Origin of the sequence: Moorena sp. SIO4E2, from assembly GCF_010671945.1 — a bacterium.
Lineage (GTDB): Bacteria > Cyanobacteriota > Cyanobacteriia > Cyanobacteriales > Coleofasciculaceae > Moorena > Moorena producens.
Genome location: NZ_JAAHIE010000023.1, coordinates 1 through 18,030 on the forward strand (window position 1 = coordinate 1; position 18,030 = coordinate 18,030).

Below are 18,030 nucleotides of genomic sequence, written 5' to 3' on the forward strand. Positions count from 1 at the left end.
CCAGAGACTTCTCAGGAAAATTTTCAACAATAGTAACCTCAATCAGCAAAGGAGCACACTTGCCAATGGAATGGAAATAGATGACAGACAAAATATATGGAAACAGGGGGTTTTAGCCCCTAAGTTATTTTCACCTTCCGGCTACACCATGGAGGTGTTCAACTGCGATCACTGCGATCATTGTAGATTTACTGAATGTAGGTTTACTGAATATGCCTGTGATTACCACTAGTATTGATACTATTCTCAACCGTGCCTTAGGGGGTGTTGATATATCACCCGATCAAGGGGTTGTGCTTTTGAAGCAAACTGAACCTCAGGCCGTAGCGTCAATTCAAGAAACTGCGGATCGGTTGCGCTATAAACAAGTTGGGGATACGGTTACCTATGTTATCAACCGTAATATCAACTTTACCAATATCTGTACCCAGCACTGTAGTTTCTGTGCTTTTCGGCGGGATGCCTCTGAAGAGGGTGCTTATTGGCTCGATTGGCAGCAAATTCATGAAAAGGCAGCGGATGCGGTGCGGCGGGATGCTACAGAAATTTGCATGCAGGGCGGACTCAACCCCAAGGCAAAGATGAATGGGTCAACCTTGCCCTATTACCTAGGGTTGGTAAAAACCATTAAGCAAGACTTTCCTCAGCTGCATCTCCATGCTTTCTCTCCCCAGGAAGTGCAATTTATTGCTGAGCAAGATGGACTTAGCTATGCCGAGGTAATTGCTCAACTACAAGAGGCTGGTCTTGGTTCAATGCCAGGAACAGCAGCAGAGATTTTAGATGATGATGTCCGACGTATTCTCTGTCCAGAAAAGACCAATACCGCCACTTGGCTAGAGATTGTGTCAACAGCTCATCAATTGGGAATGCCCACAACCAGTACTATGCTCTCGGGTCATATTGAGACACCCCAACAACAAGTGGCACACTTGGAAAAATTGCGATCGCTTCAACAAAAAGCCTGTAACCAGGGATACCCTGGCTTAATCACTGAATTTATCTTACTGCCCTTTGTCGGACAGGAAGCCCCCAAACCATTACGCCATCGGGTTGGACGGGATCAACCGGTATTGAAAGATGCTCTGTTACTCACAGCTGTAGCTCGGATTTTCCTAGGGAACTGGATTAAAAATCACCAACCCAGTTGGGTAAAACTCGGTCTTGCTGGGGCGACAGATGCCCTTAAATGGGGTTGTAATGATATTGGTGGCACATTAATGGAGGAGCATATCACCACCATGGCCGGAGCTATGGGGGGTACCTGTATGGAAGTAGAAACATTACAAGCAGCCATTCAATCCATTGGCCGTCCCTATCAGCAACGAGATACGATTTACAGCTAAGATCAAGTCCAGTTAATCACTTCTAATCTGGTTGATACCATACCTGTTAATTGGTAATTTGTAATTGATAATTAGTAATTAGTAATTGGTAATTAGTAATTGGTAATTTACGAACAACCAATTGTAATCACATTCAACGGTCACACAGAGATATAACCTTTTATCTTTATGTCCCTAGCAATCAAATCCATGACCAAAAAAAAGAAATCTTTTCTACTGCTAATTTTTGCAGCAGCCGTCTTGGTAGTAGGCGGTGGAGTAACCGCTTACTGGTTGCTAGTTCGGCGGCAGATTTTCAAACCAAATATTCAGGTAAGTACCCAGTTAGTTCCCCAAAATGCCTTTTTTACTGCATCAATTTCTACAGACTCCAAACAATGGCAACAGTTGCTAAACTATGGCACAACTGAATCTCGACAAGTTTTGGAAAAACAGCTTGGTCAGTTGCAGGAAAATTTACTAAACGCTAACGGCTACAACTATCAGCAAGATATCAAACCTTGGTTGGGTGAAGAAGTTACCTTAGCATACTTTAGCCCTAGAGACTTATCACCAGCAGTCTTATCAAACGATCAATCAGTTTTTCCCAGTTTGATTGTACTACCCATTGACAAACTAACCCAAGCAATGGAGCTGTTCAAAAAAGCCAAGTCTCAATCAGGGAAACAGTGGGTTGAGAGAACCTACAGAGGTATTCAGGTTTACGAAACAAACAAGAGTAACTCCCAAAAGTACTCACAAAAGTACTCAGTAACAGTGCTGGGGCGTTTTCTAGTAGTGAGTGAAAACCCCAAAATTATTGATCAGGTGATTGACACCTACAAAGGAGCTATTTCCGTAGCTAGTAAAGCTGGGTACCAAGATGCGATCGCTCAGATTAAAGCTGATCAGTCCTTTGGTCAGTTGTATATTAATCTACCAGCTTTTTTAGCCGCAGTAGCCCCTGATTCCCAGGAGCAGGCTCAAAAAACAGCAGCTAAACCCTTAAAGCAAGACATAGTCACAACAGTAACCCTAACACCAGAGGGGATAAGTTTTGAAGGGATTTCCTGGGTCAAACCCAGAAGCACTGTTAAGGCCAGTAACGACACTAGCGGTTCTTTTTTGCCTAGACGGATGCCAGCGAGTACCCTAGCGATTATATCTGGGGGTAACATCAGACAATTTTGGCAATACTATACCGAACAAGGAGCATTAAATTCTCTCATCCCCATTTCCCCAGACAATTTCCAAGGTGGATTGAAAACTACCTTAGGCTTGGATTGGGAAAAGGATTTACTCTCTTGGATGGAAGGGGAGTTTGCCCTAGCCTTAATACCAATGTCTCCCGAAAAACTGGCGCTTCAGGATAACCCTTACTCTGCGCCCTTAGGAGCTGGGCTAGCATTGATGGTAAAAGTAAGCGATCGCTCTAGTGCTCAAGCAACCCTACAGCAATTGGATGACTTAATCACCAATAGTTATCAGTTACCGGTAGTAGAAACTCAGGTGAACGGTCAACCAATGGTGAGCTGGACAGCTACTCTAGGAGGGGTGAATGCTACCCACGGCTGGTTAGAAGGGAATGTAGTCTTCTTCACCCTAGGAGCCCCCATTGCTAGTGAACTGCTCCCTCAACCCCAAAAGACACTAATTCAAGCACCTCTGTTTCAAAACACCGTACCAACCAAACCTAATCCCAACACTGGTCAATTTTTCCTTGATGTTGAGCGTACCCTCAATAGCAGTAATCTCAATCTCGCCCAACTACCAACCCAGCAAGAAATCTTAGCAAAGGCAATTAATACCATCGGCTTAACGGTTGCCAAAATCGACCCCAATCGCACCCGCTTTCAACTTTTTGTTCAGTTGAAAAAACGCTCTCAACCCAGTAAACCTGCTGAAACTAAGAAGGGAGATAATCAGGAAAAACCCTAGAGACATTATTAGGTAAGCATTCAGCCGTCAGTGGTCAGGGGTCAGCGGTCAGCGGTCAGGGGTCAGCCTAATGCATTAGGCTGACGTAACTCAGATTAAACAAATGGTTACCTGTTTTATTCACAAAAGCTGATAGCTGATAGCTGATAGCTGATAGCTGATAGCTGATTGCTGATTGCTGATTGCTGATTGCTGATTGCTGATTGCTGATTGCTGATAGCTGATTGCTGATTGCTGATAGCTGATTGCTGATTGCTGATTGCTGATTGCTGATAGCTTAATAGCACTAGCCATGAGGCTTTCACTAATCCCTAAAGCCTCATGCCTAACACTTAACACCTTGATTTAACTCTCAAAAGTACATTGACCGAGTACTAGTTTATGCCATCGATACAGCACCAGATTTACCAGCAGCTTCCTTAAGGATTTCTGCTTTATCAGTTTCTTCCCAAGGCAGAATCAAATCGGTACGCCCGAAATGACCATAAGCTGCCGTGTCTTGATAGAAACGACCACCCCGTTCTGCGGGTAATCGGCGCAGATTGAAAGTTTGGATGATTCCAGCAGGACGCAGTTCAAAATAGTTGTTGACCAATTCCAGCAAAATCTCCTCGTCCACTTTACCAGTGCCAAAGGTTTCTACAAGGATACTCACGGGTCTTGCCACCCCAATGGCGTAACTCAGCTGGACTTCGCATTTGTCTGCTAAACCTGCTGCCACAATGTTCTTAGCTGCATAGCGACAGGCATAGGCAGCGGAACGGTCTACCTTAGTGGGGTCTTTGCCAGAGAAAGCACCACCACCATGGCGAGAGTAACCGCCATAGGTGTCTACAATAATTTTGCGACCAGTTAAACCTGCATCACCTTGGGGACCACCAATCACAAATTTTCCTGTGGGGTTCACCAGGAAGCGTGTGTTGTTATCCGGCTTAATCTCAATATCTTGGAAACAGGGTTCCACCACTGCTGACCACAAGTCATCTTTAATTTTTGCCTGGACAGCTACCTCATCGGTAATATCACCAATAGTGGCATCGTGTTGGGTGGAAACCAGAATCGTGTCAATCCCAACCGGTTTGCCATCTTCATAAGCCACACTGACCTGGGTTTTGCCATCAGGACGCAGGTAAGATAAATCACCAGTTTTACGTACAGCTGCCAGACGGCGAGAAACCCGATGAGCCAAACTGATTGGCATAGGCATCAGTTCTGGGGTTTCGTTGCAGGCAAAGCCAAACATCAGACCTTGGTCCCCTGCACCGATGGCATCTAGTTCATCGTCACTCATTTCCTCGCGACTTTCCTGGGCAGCAGTCACCCCTTGGGAAATGTCAGGGGATTGTTCATCAAGAGCAACTAAAACAGAGCAACTGTTGGCAGAGAAACCATTGTCAGCATCAGTGTAACCGATTTCAGCAATTTTCTTCCGCGCCAAATCAATCAAATTGACCTGGGCTTGGGAGGTAATTTCACCAGTAATCAATACCAAACCGGTGTTAACGACCACTTCAGCCGCAACACGGCTTTGGTGATCTTGAGCGAGCATAGCATCTAGGATAGTGTCAGAAATCTGGTCACAGACTTTGTCAGGATGACCTTCGGTAACCGATTCAGAGGTAAATAAATAGCGACGAGACAATTAGCAATTCTCCTTTAACAATTACTTGATGACCTGTATAGCATAGATCACTTTAAGCTACTTTAACCTGCTATAAGAAAAACTTAATATATTCATATCACGTTTTATCAATTGATTGTGAACAAATACTGAAACAAAAAAAACCTGAATTAAATCCTGAATCCTTTGTGATCATGATTTGACAGGTAAATAGTCAAAAATTATAGTTTTTTTGGCTATTTACCTATTTTTCAATTGATGAATCATTAAACTCCATCATCCGAGCAACGTTTTATGCTCTCGCTCTGGTTCTTATGAAATTTTTAACATTTCATGCTTTGGGGCATTGTTAGGCTTGGCAAGGGTTATGATTTAGCTATTAGTAGTCAGCTATAAGTTAATGAGCATATTTCTGAACAAATAGGATCACCACTACCATTACATCCCTTACCAATCCCTTGCCATTAAGTTTTATTTAGAATCCCCTAAAACCTCCTTTAAAGCACTCAAAACTTGCTCCACATTTTCTCGCCGAGAGTTATAACCCATTAAACCAATGCGCCAGACTTTACCAGCTAATTCACCCAAGCCGCCACCAATTTCCATGTTGTAATCATCCAGCAGTTTGCGGGTAACTGCCTTGCCATCCACCCCGTCTGGTATCCGAACCGTGGTCAGGGTAGGCAAACGAAATTCTTGCTCCACGTGACATTCTAGACCCAAATCAGCCAAACCTTCCCAAAGCAATTCAGCATTAGTTTGATGCCGTTCCCAACAAGCGGTTAGTCCTTCTTCAGCAACCAATCGCAACGCTTCGCGCAAGGCATAATTCATATTAATTGGAGCTGTGTGGTGGTAGGTGCGCTCGTCACCCCAATATTTGCTCAACATCGATACATCCAAATACCAATTAGCGACTTGGGTACGACGCTGGTTGAGTTTTTCGAGGGCACGAGCTCCCATAGTGAAAGGAGAAATGCCTGGTGGACAGCTAAGCCCTTTTTGGGAGCAACTATAGGCCAGATCAATCCCCCATTCATCAATAAACAGTGGCACCCCACCTAAACTGGTGACTGTGTCAACCAGCAGCAAGCAATTGAAATCTCGGCACAACTCAGCCACACCCTCAAGGGGCTGACGGGCACCGGTTGACGTTTCAGCATGAACCAAAGCCAAGACAGCAGGACGATGGGTTTCCAAGCCTTCTCGGAGTTCATCAAGGGTAAAGACTTGCCCCCAAGGCTTCATTAGTTTACGGACATCAGCACCATAACGACCAGCCATATCCACAAGTCGGTGTCCAAAGTAACCGTTTACCCCAACTAAAACCACATCACCTGGTTCTACTGCATTGGCTAGAGTAGCTTCCATTGCCGCACTACCTGTGCCACTCATGGGAATGGTCATCGGGTTATCAGTTTGCCAAGCGTAGCGGAGTAAGGTTTGCACTTCGTTCATCAGTGCGATAAAACGGGGATCCAGGTGACCAACTGGGGGCATTCCCAACGCTTTTAATATGGAAGGATGGGCATTAGATGGCCCAGGTCCGAGTAACAGCGTCGGAGGCATATCTATATCGGTCACGGAGACGCGATTATTATCTTTGATTGATGGGGTTGAGGTCATTTATTATTTATAAGTGTTTGGTAAAGTAAGAGTTAACCAAAATAAATAATAACCCGAAGGTGGCTATCCCCGTATTCTAGGAAGTAAGGCGGAACAGCAAAGAGGCTTCAGCCTCAAGCACAGAGGAGATTAAAGAGGTCAACAAAACCGGGTGTATCTCATATTTGTCAAAAAAAGGGAAGTGTGGGAAGTGTGGGGCGCGGGGAGTGTGGGGCGCGGGGAGTGTGGGAATTCTCGCGCGAATTTTTGCTTAATTTCATCCATTGAGATGCACCCAACAAAACCTAATCTGCTTGGATATCGGCAAAGATGCCAATGGCAATGGTGAGGTAAGCAGTTAAGCTGTTATATATTTTTAATACACAACAGTTTGCCAAAGATGTGATGCTCAAAAAAAAGTAATTTTAATGTATTTTGTTGAGCTATAAAGCAAATGCATCTAAATTATGAAACCTTTATCCACTAAAAAAATCAATAACACTAAATTAATAAAGCAACAAATTAATAAAAATATAAACACGTTGAAACCCTTATACCTGGGTGAGCCCGTTGGCAGGTTAGCCGGTTGGCAGATTGCAGGAAACAACCTTCAACGGATGAACCTTCAACCTTCAACGGATGAACCTTCAACCTTCAACGGATGAACCTTTAACCGCAAAGTAGGCTAGAAAAGAAAAAGATTCGCGATCTGCACGCTTTAAGCGATGGACTGCGTCCCGCTTTCAGCGATGGACTTCATCCCGCTTTCAGCGATCGCATGTTTGGCAAGCATATAGATTCAGGATAAATACTGTGGTTTTTAAGATTGCTTTATTAGGATTAGGGACCGTTGGTACAGGAACAGCAAAGATTTTACTCGACACAGCTGGACGTAACCCACTACTGCAAGGGATAGAAATTGCCAAGGTAGGAGTGCGATCGCTTGATAAGCCCAGAGAAGTGCAACTACCACTGGAGTTGATGACAACGGACCTAGAAGAAATTGTCACCAACCCAGAGATAGATATTGTAGTAGAGCTACTGGGAGGATTAGAACCAGCGCGATCGCTTATGCTCAAAGCGATTGCCCAAGGTAAACATATTGTCACTGCCAATAAAGCCGTTATTTCCCGCTATGGAGATGAAATTTTTGCGGCGGCGGAAGAGGCAGGAGTCTACGTCATGTTAGAAGCAGCAGTTGGGGGGGGTATCCCAGTAATTCAACCCCTAAAACAGGCATTGGGAGTGAACCGTATTCATAGTATTACTGGCATTGTTAACGGTACTACCAATTACATCCTGACCCGGATGCAACGGGAAGGGGGAGAATTTGCCGATATTCTGGCTGATGCCCAACGGTTGGGATATGCTGAGGCTGACCCCACTGCTGATGTGGATGGATTAGATGCCGCTGACAAGATTGCTATTTTAGCTTCTATTGCTTTTGCAGGACGGATTAAGTTATCTGATGTCCACTGTGAAGGGATTCGTCAGGTCAGTGCAGCAGATATTGTTTATGCTGAGAAACTGGGGTTTGTAATTAAACTATTAGCTGTAGCCAAGCGAGACCCAATGGCAACTGGGGATAACCCAAAGTCTGAAACTATTCAGCTGAGGGTACATCCTACCCTTGTTGCCAAAACTCACCCCCTTGCCAGTATCAATGATGTTTACAACGGGATTGTGGTAGAAGGCGAACCGATTGGACAAGTGATTTTCTCTGGTCCTGGTGCAGGTTCTGGTCCGACAGCCAGTGCGGTAGTGTCGGATATTTTGAACATTGCTGCTGTCCTCAAAACCGATCTCGAAGCCAAGCAACTACATCCTCTACTTAGTTGTGCTCATCAGCACTATTGTAATGTTGCTCCTATTTCAGACCTGGTCACCCGCTTTTATGCGCGGTTCCTCAGTCAAGACCATCCTGGTGTAATTGGGCATTTAGGCACCAGTTTTGGCAAACATCATGTCAGTTTAGAATCTGTGGTGCAAATTGGTTTCCAAGGAAACTTAGCAGAGATTGTGGTCGTCACTCATGATGTGCGTGAAGGGAACTTCCGAGAGGCTCTAGATGAAATTCGGACTCTAGAGGCAGTGGATAGTATTCCTAGTATTTTAAGAGTGCTTTGAAGGTTGAAGAGTTGAAGGTTGAATAGTTGAAGGTTCACTAGTTGAAGGTTTAATCTTTTAGAGGGTTGAGGGAAGTCCTTGGCCAAAAGGCCACGCTACGCGAACGGGGAAAGTTCAAACCATAGTAGCCATTCCCGAAGGTTAGGTTGTTTGCTTGAAGTCTAAAAGTTGAAACCGTTTACCTGTGCCCTAGTCTTGATCTATGACTCAATCCTTAACAATGAATGTAGTGCGCTGGCTCCCAATTATTTCTACAATTTTTTGGCTAGTGACCCCAACTGTTGCTAGTTCAAACTTGGGAACAACTGATTCCTATCCTGGTTCTTTATCTGTAGATGATGGTTGGCGATGGACTTCGTCCCGCTTTCAGCGATGGACTTCGTCCCGCTTTCAGCGAACGCAAAGCCAGTTAAATTTCACACATTCCACACTTCAAGCAGCCAACCTACAACCTTGGCCAAAAGGCCACGCTACGCGAACAACTCTGACAGTACAAACAGTACAACAGCCACAAAACACAGTAACTCAAAACACAACTATAGAGGATATTTGTCCACCGCCAGTGCTCTCTCGCTTAACTCGCCACCAAGTGGTTGCAGGTGAAACCGTCGAGAGTATTGCCAACAAATACAACCTTGAAGAGGCTACACTACTTCGATTTAATCGAGCCTTAAACCGGCAGTCAATGCCAGTGGGGCAAGAGATTCTGATTCCGCCATTCAATGGTATCTTGGTGAATGTGCCATTGAATGCCACTTGGCAAGACTTAGCAGACGCCTACGGTGTCCGTGCTGCGGTTTTATTTGAGTTAAATGGTTGTAAAAAACCCTCTAAGCAAGCCTTTATCCCAGGGTTAAATTCCCTTGGCATAGGTATTCCCACAGCAACGAGGGAAACTCCGACTGTAGATAGCTACACCGGATTGACTAATTATCCCTTACCAACTGTGGCAGGGATAGGACTGGATTACGGCTGGCGGCAAGACGCTGGTGAGGATGAAAAGAAGTTTCACGCTGGTGTGGATTTACTCGCACAGGAAGGTACTCAGGTTTTTGCTACTGATAGCGGTATCGTTGCCTATGCTGGAGCACAAGACACTTATGGCAATTTGGTAGTGATTAATCATGAGGGAGGACGCCAAACCCGCTATGCTCACTTAAACCGTACTAGTGTCAGTCCAGGTCAGCAAATTAATGTTGGACAGTTATTGGGGACAGTGGGGACTACGGGAAATCCTGACATTAACCAACCCCATCTACATTTTGAGGTTCGTTTGAATTCCCCTGGGGGTTGGGCAGCACAAGATCCAAAATTGCATTTGAAAATTACTCGGTAGTGACCTCTCCCCTGGTAAGCATTCAGCTGATAGCTGAATGCTGATAGCTGAATCCTGACATTTTTTGGCTCATCTCTTTCCAACTCAGTTTAATTGGTAATCTTGCCGGACTTATGCCAACAATCTCCCTGAATTAGGGTATGGAATAGCCAATCATCAGAGGTTTGAGGATAATCGCTGCGGTAATGTCCGCCTCGACTTTCAGTGCGCCAAGCCGCACTTTTTAAGATTAAATAAGCAACATCGGTCAAATTGAGAGTTTCTGCAGCTAGCCTCAGGTGCTGCTCAGCTCGATCGGAGTTTAATTGCACTGTTTCGTTGGGTGTCGCCTTGAGTAAGTATCCCATAATATTCAAATCAGTGAGTTGAGAACGCCAACTATTTAGTTGTGCGATCGCATCTTCAAGTATTCCTTGAGAGCGAGAAATTCCAGCACTTTGCCACATGAGTTTAGGTAAATTTTGTCTGATTGAGTTAACCTTCTCCATCTCGTTATTCCAATCCTGTTGTTCCTGCCTTACTGGCAGAGATTGATATCCCATATCATCACCACCATTAACCTTGGAGTTAACCGTTAGCTGGGACAATTGAGCAGCAAAAACAATACATTCTAGTAGGGAATTACTAGCTAAACGATTAGCACCATGAACTCCTGTACTGGCAGTCTCACCGATAGCATATAGCCCCTCGATGGAGGTACAACACTCCAAATTCGTCGCAACTCCCCCCATCCAATAATGAGCCACAGGAGCAATAGGAATGGGCTGTGTAAACAAATCGATGTCCCACTGTTGACAGGCTTGAATAATACTAGGAAAACGATCTCGCATCCTCTGGGCTTTTATGGGTCGCAAATCCAGATAAACACAATAGGGATCGGGTTTCGTTTGCTGTAAGTGACAGAAAATTGCCCGACTGACCACATCCCTGGGTGCCAGCTCTCCATCAGGATGATGATTAAACACAAAACGCTGTCCTTGGGCATCGATTAAATGAGCCCCTTCCCCCCGCACAATTTCAGTAACCAAGAAACGGGGTATTCCAGTTACTGTTAGCGCCGTCGGATGAAACTGAACAAACTCTGGATCTCGGATCAAGGCTCCTGCACGCCAAGCCAGACCAATCCCATCCCCAGTACTGACCGTGGGGTTTGTGGTGTGGGAAAAAACTTGACCGCCGCCGCCAGTGGCTAAGACCACTGCCGCAGCTCTAACCCAGCGAATATATCCTTGATAGAGGACACTCACCCCCTGACAGTTCCCTGTGACTTCATTGAGCCACAAACTCAAGGCAAATGCCTGGGAAAACACCTGAATGTTTTCCCGTTCCAAAACTTGAGCCGTGAGTGCATCAATCAGCACCTTTCCAGTCGTTTCACCAGAATGGAGGACACGAGGACGAGAGTGTGCCGCTTCTAGCTCCAGGGCGAGTTTCTGACCGTGGCGGTCAAAGTTGACTCCCATCTCTAAAAGGGACTTGATCGCACCGGGAGCATTATCAGCTAAAAGTTTGACTGCTTCTGGTTCGCAAAGACCTGCCCCAGCTTTGAGGGTGTCTTCCCAATGGGACAATGGAGTATCTGAGGGATCGATTGCCGCAGCAATGCCTCGTGCCCAGCTACTTGCTCCGGTTTTCAGGGCATCTTTGGTAATTAAGCCCACTTGCAAGTAGGAAGGCAAAGACAAAGCAGAATAGAGCCCTGCTGCACCAGAGCCAATGATTATAACATCAAACTGGGAGGGAATATTTGGCAATTCTGAGGGATTACATAGAGAAATTTGAGAGTCTTGCATAGTTTTGCCCTTATACAATTGTGCCAAAACAAGATTCTTTTAAGCAAACTCCTTTGCTCACTTCTTGGTCATCTATTATTAAAATGGCCTCCCTATATTCCAAGCTGAGGTTACTTTCCATCGTTGATGTTCGATTTCGCAGAATGCTTGACCAAGTTGCAAAGGCTCTATCGAAGATCAAGTCATACATTCTGTTTTGAATGCTGGCATGAGCACTTGTTTGGCGATGATAAGACTTTTCCCCGCGCAACAATATTTGCTTTTCTGTTTGGGAATTATCCAGTTCTGAAGTATTAAGTTTAGAAGTATTGAGGAAATTGAAATGATTGTTTCTTTCTTGATCAAATGTGGCATCAGCGCTCCAAATAATCCCGTAATCAGGGAAGAGTGCATAAACAAAATGGTAGCCCCAAAACCTAGGATAATTCCCCTCATAAATTTTGCAATATCCTTGCGCTTTTTGAGTGCCATTATCTGTATGAACAATGCATTCAAGTTGTGGCTGATGGATAACATCGCGCTGATTTTCTTCACCAGGAACACCCCAGGTGAATTGGGTCGTCACTTCAAATTGCACTTCCAGATTGGCTTCTGGCAAACAAATTATTCCAGTTTGATCGTTTTTTTGGATAGAGATATGCTCAGCTGAGCTTCTTTGTTCCGAGGTATTAATCAGTTCCTGAGAGTTGCCCTGAGTGTCACTCCACCAGGCGGAGTAATGCTCAAGGGTTTTGGTTTTAAAATGTCTCAGAGCAAGGAGAGAGCCGTCTTCGAGAAAGAAATGGTATTGCTCATTATAAACAGAGGTTAAAGCAGAAAAATAGGTGTCTGGTACTTGGTATATCTTTGGAGCACAGGGTTTCTTAGCAGTGATCAATGCTCCACCAACGCTACCCCCTTGAAGCATATCCCGACCAATTCTATACAATCGACTGCGGTGTTCAAAAATGTCTTCACCGAAGAGTTTGATTGATTCTTCCTTGGAATCGATGAATTTCTGATAGCGTTCTTTTATACAACGTTGCCATCCGGTTGTTAAATCAATGAAACAAATTTCAGTAAACCCTGCACGTTCGAAGTGCTGTCGGTAGGTTTCACGGGTTGGCACGTAAGAAGATTTAAATACTTCTTTTAAAGTGGTTTTTACGTCTGGTGTCAGGGTGCAATTTGCCACGTAATCCTCAACGTAGATACTGCCATTTTCTTTCAAAGCACGAAAACAAATTTCAAGGACTTTGTCACGCTCTTCAATGTGTAATAAGGATAGAAATGAAATGATGTTGTCAAATGAATTGGGTAACAGGGCATCGATGATTTCGGAACTGAGAACATTGCCAGTCAGGTATTGGATGCGCTGATCGAGTCCCATCCGTTGGGTGAGTTCTTGGGCAATTTCACTAAAGTCCTGTCTTAATTCCACACATTGGAGGTGACATCCCGTTTTATAGCTAATATATCGAGCTGGCCCACCCACACCACTTCCTATATCCAAAACGCGAGAGTTGGGATTGAGCGATAAATAATTGATGGCGCGATCGCAAGCTTGACTACCAAAGTAGTGATATTGATCCAGATGACCCAAATCTAGCAAGTCTTGAATTTCTAAAGTTCCGGTAGCTTTTCCTTTTTGCTTAAGGGCTTGACGAATACTATAAATGCGCCAATCGTAAAGTAAAGCTGCGTCTTTTGAGGAATAATATTGATTCTCCAATTGCGGTAATGTCATGATTACTTTAAGGTAATAACATATCTAATTTTAGTCATACTTTGTGTCATAATTATATCGGAGAATGTTTGAAAATCAATCCTTCACAGACTTTTTCAAACATCCTCTAAGATTTATAATTTGTTGACTGACAAATCTTGCTTCGTAGTAAAATCAAGGGTTTTAGAAGTTTCGTCAGTCAATCACGATTTAGACACTGGACAACATAGATTTAGTAACGGAAAGTTGCGCTGACATCTCCAACATGCGTTGCATGGGCTTGAGTGCAGCAATCCGAATGTCTTCTGGTAAGGTAATTTCTGGTGCCCGATTTTTCATTGCTAGATATAACTTTTCCAAAGTATTCAACCGCATGTGAGGGCATTCATTACATGCACAGTTACCCGTCGCTGGTGCAGCAATAAACTGCTTGTGTGGCATATGCTTTTCCATTTGATACAGAATACCGGGTTCAGTGGCGACGATAAATTGTTCCGCAGCACTTCCCTGGCTATACTCAAACAAAGCTTTCGTTGAACCAATGTAATCCGCATGGCGTAACACTGGAGCTTCACATTCGGGATGAGCAATAAATTCTGCTTGAGGATGTTCTATTTTGAGTTGTACGATCTTCTTTTCCGAAAAAATTTCATGAATCATACAACTCCCATCCCAAAGTACTAAATCCCTTCCTGTTTGTTCGCTAACATAGCGACCAAGGTTTTTATCAGGAGCGAAAATAATTGGCTGATCTTTTGGGATTTGATTCACAATATCTACCGCATTAGAGCTGGTGCAAATAATATCGCTCATTGCTTTAACCGCAGCAGAGCAATTAACGTAACACACCACTAAATGATCTGGATGGGCAGCTTTGAAAGCAGCAAATTCTTCGGGAGGACAGCCATCAGCCATAGAGCAACCCGCATCTAAATCAGGTAATAATACTAACTTGTTAGGGTTAAGGATTTTGGCAGTTTCTGCCATGAAATGAACTCCAGCAAAGACGATCACATCAGCATCTGTAGTAGCAGCCTGGCGAGATAAGGTTAAAGAATCACCCAAATAGTCAGCAATATCTTGAATATCAGGCTCTTGATAGTAGTGAACTAAAATAACTGCATTTAGCTCCTTCTTGAGATCTTCAATAGCTGCGAATAAGTCATCTGGTAGAGAACTAAAGTGGGTGTTTTTTGTTGTTGATTGGGTGATAAACATAGTGAAGTATCCTTAGGGATGCAGAAAGGTGTTAATGCTTGCTTTCAATAAAAGAATAGATGATTTAGTTTGTAATCGCAAGAAATTAACTGCTAATTTTATTAATTAATTGTTAAATGTTATTTTTTTGTGTTAGTCAGTGGATAAAGTTAGGATAAAACTGATCCTGGTGACAGGGTAAGCGCAAGAAAAATTGAGCAAAAATGTGATATACGGCAAGGATGATGACCATATTAAGCCAAGATTGCTCAGCACTATTGCAAATTTATATTAATATTGTTGAGAATAATGCCGCCTTATTGATTATTGCGTTTACCCTGTGGTTATTGCCTGATCAGAAATATTATTTCCCACATTCCGCAGGTTTGTCAGACCAGTAGATAATATTTTTGGCAGGGAGCACCAAGAAAGCGAAGAATCCTGTGATGCTCGTGAGTTAAGTTGACAATTTGCTCGACTCCGCCCAGGATAACTAAATGAATCGACTGAAAGCACTGAAATACCAAGCGCCGAGTCGGGGTAGCCGTCGGCTTACCCAATTGGTTGTTAATGGTTTGCTTAGTCCGGGCGAGCCCACTTTCCGCACTTCATTTTGTAGCACAAAAGAACTATCGAGTGCGATCGCAAATTCTCTAAGATAATCCGAGTAAAAATACTTAGTTGACTTAGATTTTGCTGGTGCTTGCCGCGAACTTTTTTTTTACTGAAGTTCCCCCGTACAAATGAACTAAAGCATTCCATCCCTGTAGGGGGCCTTATTAACGCACCCTACATCATTAGCGCGTTTAGGAGCCAGTGAGGTGCGCTTTCCGCATCTAATTATTAAATTCGCCACGGGTCGCACCTTTTGCGTAAGTCCTGTTCAAGTTATGGTCAATTGTAATAATTTTGGGGGGTGTAACCCCCCATAGTCAATGCCCTTTCATAGCTTATTATCTAGCCAAGATTCCAACTGCGTACATTCTAAGAGTTTTGTTATCGAACTCTTTACCTACTCCTGAGCAGGAAGAAGATAGATCAAATTCCATAGCCTCTCAGGTGTGGAGTGAGGCAATTGAGGATCACACAAGGTAACAGGTATCATCATTCACAATTGGGGATCAGGGAGGCTGTTCATGGGATTGCTCAACAACTTCAGTATCAGGTCAAAACTTATATTTATGTTGCTGGCTCTGAGCACTTGCTCGCTGTTCGTGACTGCTTATATCGGTTATCGGAGTGGTAAGTCTCATCTGAGCAAAACAGTATCAAACCAGTTAACCAGTCTACGAGCTTCCAAAGCAGATCAAATAGAATCATACTTTGAAGATATTCGCCATCAGACCCAGACCCTGAGTGAAAACTTAATGGTGGTCGAGGCGATGCAGGAATTTAAAACAGCCTACAACCAACTGCAACAATCTAGGACACCAACTGATACACCAACTGATTTAGAGGACACCCTCAAAGAATACTACCGTAAAGAATTTTTAACCAAACTAGCGGAAACTAGCGACGGGAAGCCTGTATTAGAATCCTACTTACCAGAAACCTCTGCGGCTCGTTACCTCCAGTACTATTACATCGCCACTAACCCCAACCCAGCTGGGGAGAAACATCTCCTAGATGATCCAGAAGACAAGAGTGAGTACAGTAGTATTCACACCCGCTACCACCCAATTTTTCGCAACATTGTTGAAAAGTTTGCTTACCAGGATATGTTGCTGATCGATCCTCAAACCGGTGAGATTGTCTACTCAGTTTTTAAAGAAACAGACTTTGGCACCAATCTCACCACTGGACCATACAGTGATAGTAACTTGGCATTCGCCTTAGGCGACCTCCGAAAAGCCAAGGGAAAGGATTATGTGCAGATATTTGATTTTGATTCCTACCGTCCTTCTTTTGGAGCCCCAGTAGCATTTATTGCTGCTCCCATCTATGACGGCTCCAAATTTATAGGTGTTTTGGCATTCCAGCTTCCGGTTAATCAGATTAACAATGTCATGACAGGTTACCGTAAATGGAAGAGTAATGGTCTCGGGGATACAGGGGAGATCTATCTAGTCGGAGAGGATTATCTGATGCGATCAGTTTCCCGTTTCCTAATTCAAGACCCCACAGCTTATAGTAAAGCCTTGCGAGAACAGGGTGTAAAGGAACAGATCCTTAAACGAATCGAGCAGTTTGGTACATCAATTCTACAACAGCCAGTAAAGACAGAAGCTGTAAAAGCAGCCTTAGCTGGGCAAGAAGGTACCCAAATTATCAATGATTATCGGGGTATTGAAGTTTTGAGTTCCTACGCTCCCTTAAACATCGATGGATTGGAGTGGGTTATCCTCTCCGAGATGGATCTTGCCGAAGCCTATGCCCCAGTTTACGCCTTTCAAAAGAGAGTTTTGGTTTCAGCTGCCTTGATCATACTGCTGATCACCCTACTCGCTATGGTGCTCGCCCATCTGTTTGTGCAACCAGTTAGGGCTTTAATTGCTAGCGCCCGAAAAGTCACGGATGGAGAAGTTGATGCGGTGGTGAATATAAACTCGGAAGACGAATTTGGGGAGTTAGCTGAGTCATTTAATCAAATGGTTGGCAGCTTACGCACTCAAACTAAACTAGTCGAGCAGAAAAATCGCGAAAATGAAAAGTTACTGACAAGTGTATTTCCCGACTCCGTAGCCAAACGTCTCAAACGGGGAGAGACAAACATTGCTGAGAGTGTTTCCAATGTTACGGTTTTGTTCTGCGACATTGCTGGATTCGGCAAGCTCTCTAGGTCCATGGATACCCATGAAGTCATTGCCATTCTTAATGATCTAGTAAGTCTGTTCGATCAAGCCACGGCCAAATACGGGATAGAGAAGATTAAAACCATTGGTGACAATTACATGGCAGTCTGTGGATTATCAATATTACATATAGACCATCAAAAACGGGCGGTAGATTTTGCTTTAGAAATGCTGGCGTTGACCCACCGATTCAGTCATGAACGAGGATTTGACATAGACCTGGAAATCGGTATCCATTCCGGAGATATTGTTGCTGGTATTGTAGGTCGAGAAAAAGTTGTCTACGACGTTTGGGGCGATACAGTCAATGTTGCCAATAAGCTGATGTTTGACTGCCCACGGGGAGCTATATTAGTGTCTCAAAATGTCTACAACAGTCTCCATGATATTTACGACTTTGAGCAGGCTGAGGACATCACACCTAATGGCAAAAATCAGCAGAAAGCTTGGTTGTTAAAAACTGCACAGGAATTAGTAGCTTCAACAGTGTAGACATGGGCTTTGCCCAGTTTTGCCAAATTATTAAAGACCCAAGGGTAATGGGGAATTGCTAATGGGGAATTGGTAACTGAACAAACTATACTTGATTAC

Annotated in this window: 12 protein-coding genes and 1 pseudogene; 6 read left to right on the forward strand and 7 right to left on the reverse strand. The window is 44.0% G+C overall.

Going from position 1 to position 18,030, the window contains the following annotated elements; translation table 11 throughout:
* Positions 1-212 precede the first annotated feature (212 nt).
* Both cofH and F6K37_RS04875 read left to right on the forward strand, forming a co-directional pair.
* Entirely contained in the window at positions 213-1,346 is a 1,134-nt protein-coding gene (cofH, locus tag F6K37_RS04870; RefSeq protein WP_009148889.1) for a 7,8-didemethyl-8-hydroxy-5-deazariboflavin synthase subunit CofH, read from the forward strand.
* A gap of 189 nt (positions 1,347-1,535) precedes the next feature.
* Complete coding sequence (locus F6K37_RS04875; protein WP_287248592.1) at positions 1,536-3,263, forward strand: DUF3352 domain-containing protein; 1,728 nt, start codon at positions 1,536-1,538, stop codon at positions 3,261-3,263.
* Positions 3,264-3,383: 120 nt separating this feature from the next.
* Here the strand turns inward: F6K37_RS04875 and F6K37_RS04880 are convergent, their stop codons facing one another.
* The 3 genes from F6K37_RS04880 to F6K37_RS04890 form a co-directional block, all read right to left on the reverse strand.
* Complete coding sequence (locus F6K37_RS04880; protein ID WP_287248594.1) at positions 3,384-3,557, reverse strand: hypothetical protein; 174 nt, start codon at positions 3,555-3,557, stop codon at positions 3,384-3,386.
* A gap of 85 nt (positions 3,558-3,642) precedes the next feature.
* Entirely contained in the window at positions 3,643-4,905 is a 1,263-nt protein-coding gene (gene metK, locus F6K37_RS04885) for a methionine adenosyltransferase (RefSeq protein ID WP_009148884.1), read from the reverse strand.
* Positions 4,906-5,355: 450 nt separating this feature from the next.
* The gene (locus tag F6K37_RS04890) at positions 5,356-6,510 is read right to left on the reverse strand and encodes a pyridoxal-phosphate-dependent aminotransferase family protein (RefSeq protein WP_044494302.1); all 1,155 of its coding nucleotides are present in this window, start codon (positions 6,508-6,510) and stop codon (positions 5,356-5,358) included.
* 521 nt (positions 6,511-7,031) lie between these two features.
* Between F6K37_RS04890 and F6K37_RS04895 the strand changes: the two genes are divergently transcribed.
* From F6K37_RS04895 to F6K37_RS04905, 3 genes are all read left to right on the forward strand, one after another.
* A complete protein-coding gene (locus F6K37_RS04895) occupies positions 7,032-7,154 on the forward strand; it encodes a hypothetical protein (RefSeq protein WP_267872074.1) in 123 nt (40 codons plus the stop codon).
* Positions 7,155-7,302: 148 nt separating this feature from the next.
* Positions 7,303-8,616, forward strand: a complete 1,314-nt coding sequence (locus F6K37_RS04900; RefSeq protein WP_009148878.1) for a homoserine dehydrogenase — start codon at positions 7,303-7,305, stop codon at positions 8,614-8,616.
* 202 nt (positions 8,617-8,818) lie between these two features.
* The gene (locus tag F6K37_RS04905) at positions 8,819-9,952 is read left to right on the forward strand and encodes a M23 family metallopeptidase (RefSeq protein WP_009148876.1); all 1,134 of its coding nucleotides are present in this window, start codon (positions 8,819-8,821) and stop codon (positions 9,950-9,952) included.
* Positions 9,953-10,041: 89 nt separating this feature from the next.
* On the opposite strand, the gene nadB is transcribed toward F6K37_RS04905, so the two are convergent.
* The 4 genes and pseudogenes from nadB to F6K37_RS04925 all read right to left on the reverse strand — a co-directional run.
* On the reverse strand, positions 10,042-11,745 hold the full coding sequence (nadB, locus tag F6K37_RS04910; RefSeq protein ID WP_044494339.1) for an L-aspartate oxidase: 1,704 nt from the start codon (positions 11,743-11,745) through the stop codon (positions 10,042-10,044).
* Between the two features lie 10 nt (positions 11,746-11,755).
* Positions 11,756-13,471: a methyltransferase domain-containing protein gene (locus F6K37_RS04915; protein ID WP_287248600.1), complete on the reverse strand. Its 1,716-nt coding sequence runs from the start codon at positions 13,469-13,471 to the stop codon at positions 11,756-11,758.
* Positions 13,472-13,660: 189 nt separating this feature from the next.
* Positions 13,661-14,668, reverse strand: a complete 1,008-nt coding sequence (nadA, locus tag F6K37_RS04920) for a quinolinate synthase NadA (RefSeq protein WP_009148870.1) — start codon at positions 14,666-14,668, stop codon at positions 13,661-13,663.
* 368 nt (positions 14,669-15,036) lie between these two features.
* A pseudogene (locus tag F6K37_RS04925) lies at positions 15,037-15,240 on the reverse strand (IS1634 family transposase); the annotation flags it as partial.
* Positions 15,241-15,828: 588 nt separating this feature from the next.
* On the opposite strand from F6K37_RS04925, the gene F6K37_RS04930 reads away from it, so the two are divergent.
* The gene (locus tag F6K37_RS04930) at positions 15,829-17,931 is read left to right on the forward strand and encodes an adenylate/guanylate cyclase domain-containing protein (RefSeq protein ID WP_009148868.1); all 2,103 of its coding nucleotides are present in this window, start codon (positions 15,829-15,831) and stop codon (positions 17,929-17,931) included.
* Positions 17,932-18,030 lie beyond the last annotated feature (99 nt).

Bases quoted from the DNA above. Each gene is read 5' to 3' on its own strand.
- cofH (WP_009148889.1), top strand. From the start codon at position 213: ATGCCTGTGATTACCACTAGTATTGATACTATTCTCAACCGTGCCTTA.
- F6K37_RS04875 (WP_287248592.1), top strand. From the start codon at position 1,536: ATGACCAAAAAAAAGAAATCTTTTCTACTGCTAATTTTTGCAGCAGCC.
- F6K37_RS04880 (WP_287248594.1), bottom strand. From the start codon at position 3,557: ATGGCTAGTGCTATTAAGCTATCAGCAATCAGCAATCAGCAATCAGCA.
- F6K37_RS04890 (WP_044494302.1), bottom strand. From the start codon at position 6,510: ATGACCTCAACCCCATCAATCAAAGATAATAATCGCGTCTCCGTGACC.
- F6K37_RS04905 (WP_009148876.1), top strand. From the start codon at position 8,819: ATGACTCAATCCTTAACAATGAATGTAGTGCGCTGGCTCCCAATTATT.
- nadB (WP_044494339.1), bottom strand. From the start codon at position 11,745: ATGCAAGACTCTCAAATTTCTCTATGTAATCCCTCAGAATTGCCAAAT.
- F6K37_RS04915 (WP_287248600.1), bottom strand. From the start codon at position 13,471: ATGACATTACCGCAATTGGAGAATCAATATTATTCCTCAAAAGACGCA.
- nadA (WP_009148870.1), bottom strand. From the start codon at position 14,668: ATGTTTATCACCCAATCAACAACAAAAAACACCCACTTTAGTTCTCTA.
- F6K37_RS04930 (WP_009148868.1), top strand. From the start codon at position 15,829: ATGTTGCTGGCTCTGAGCACTTGCTCGCTGTTCGTGACTGCTTATATC.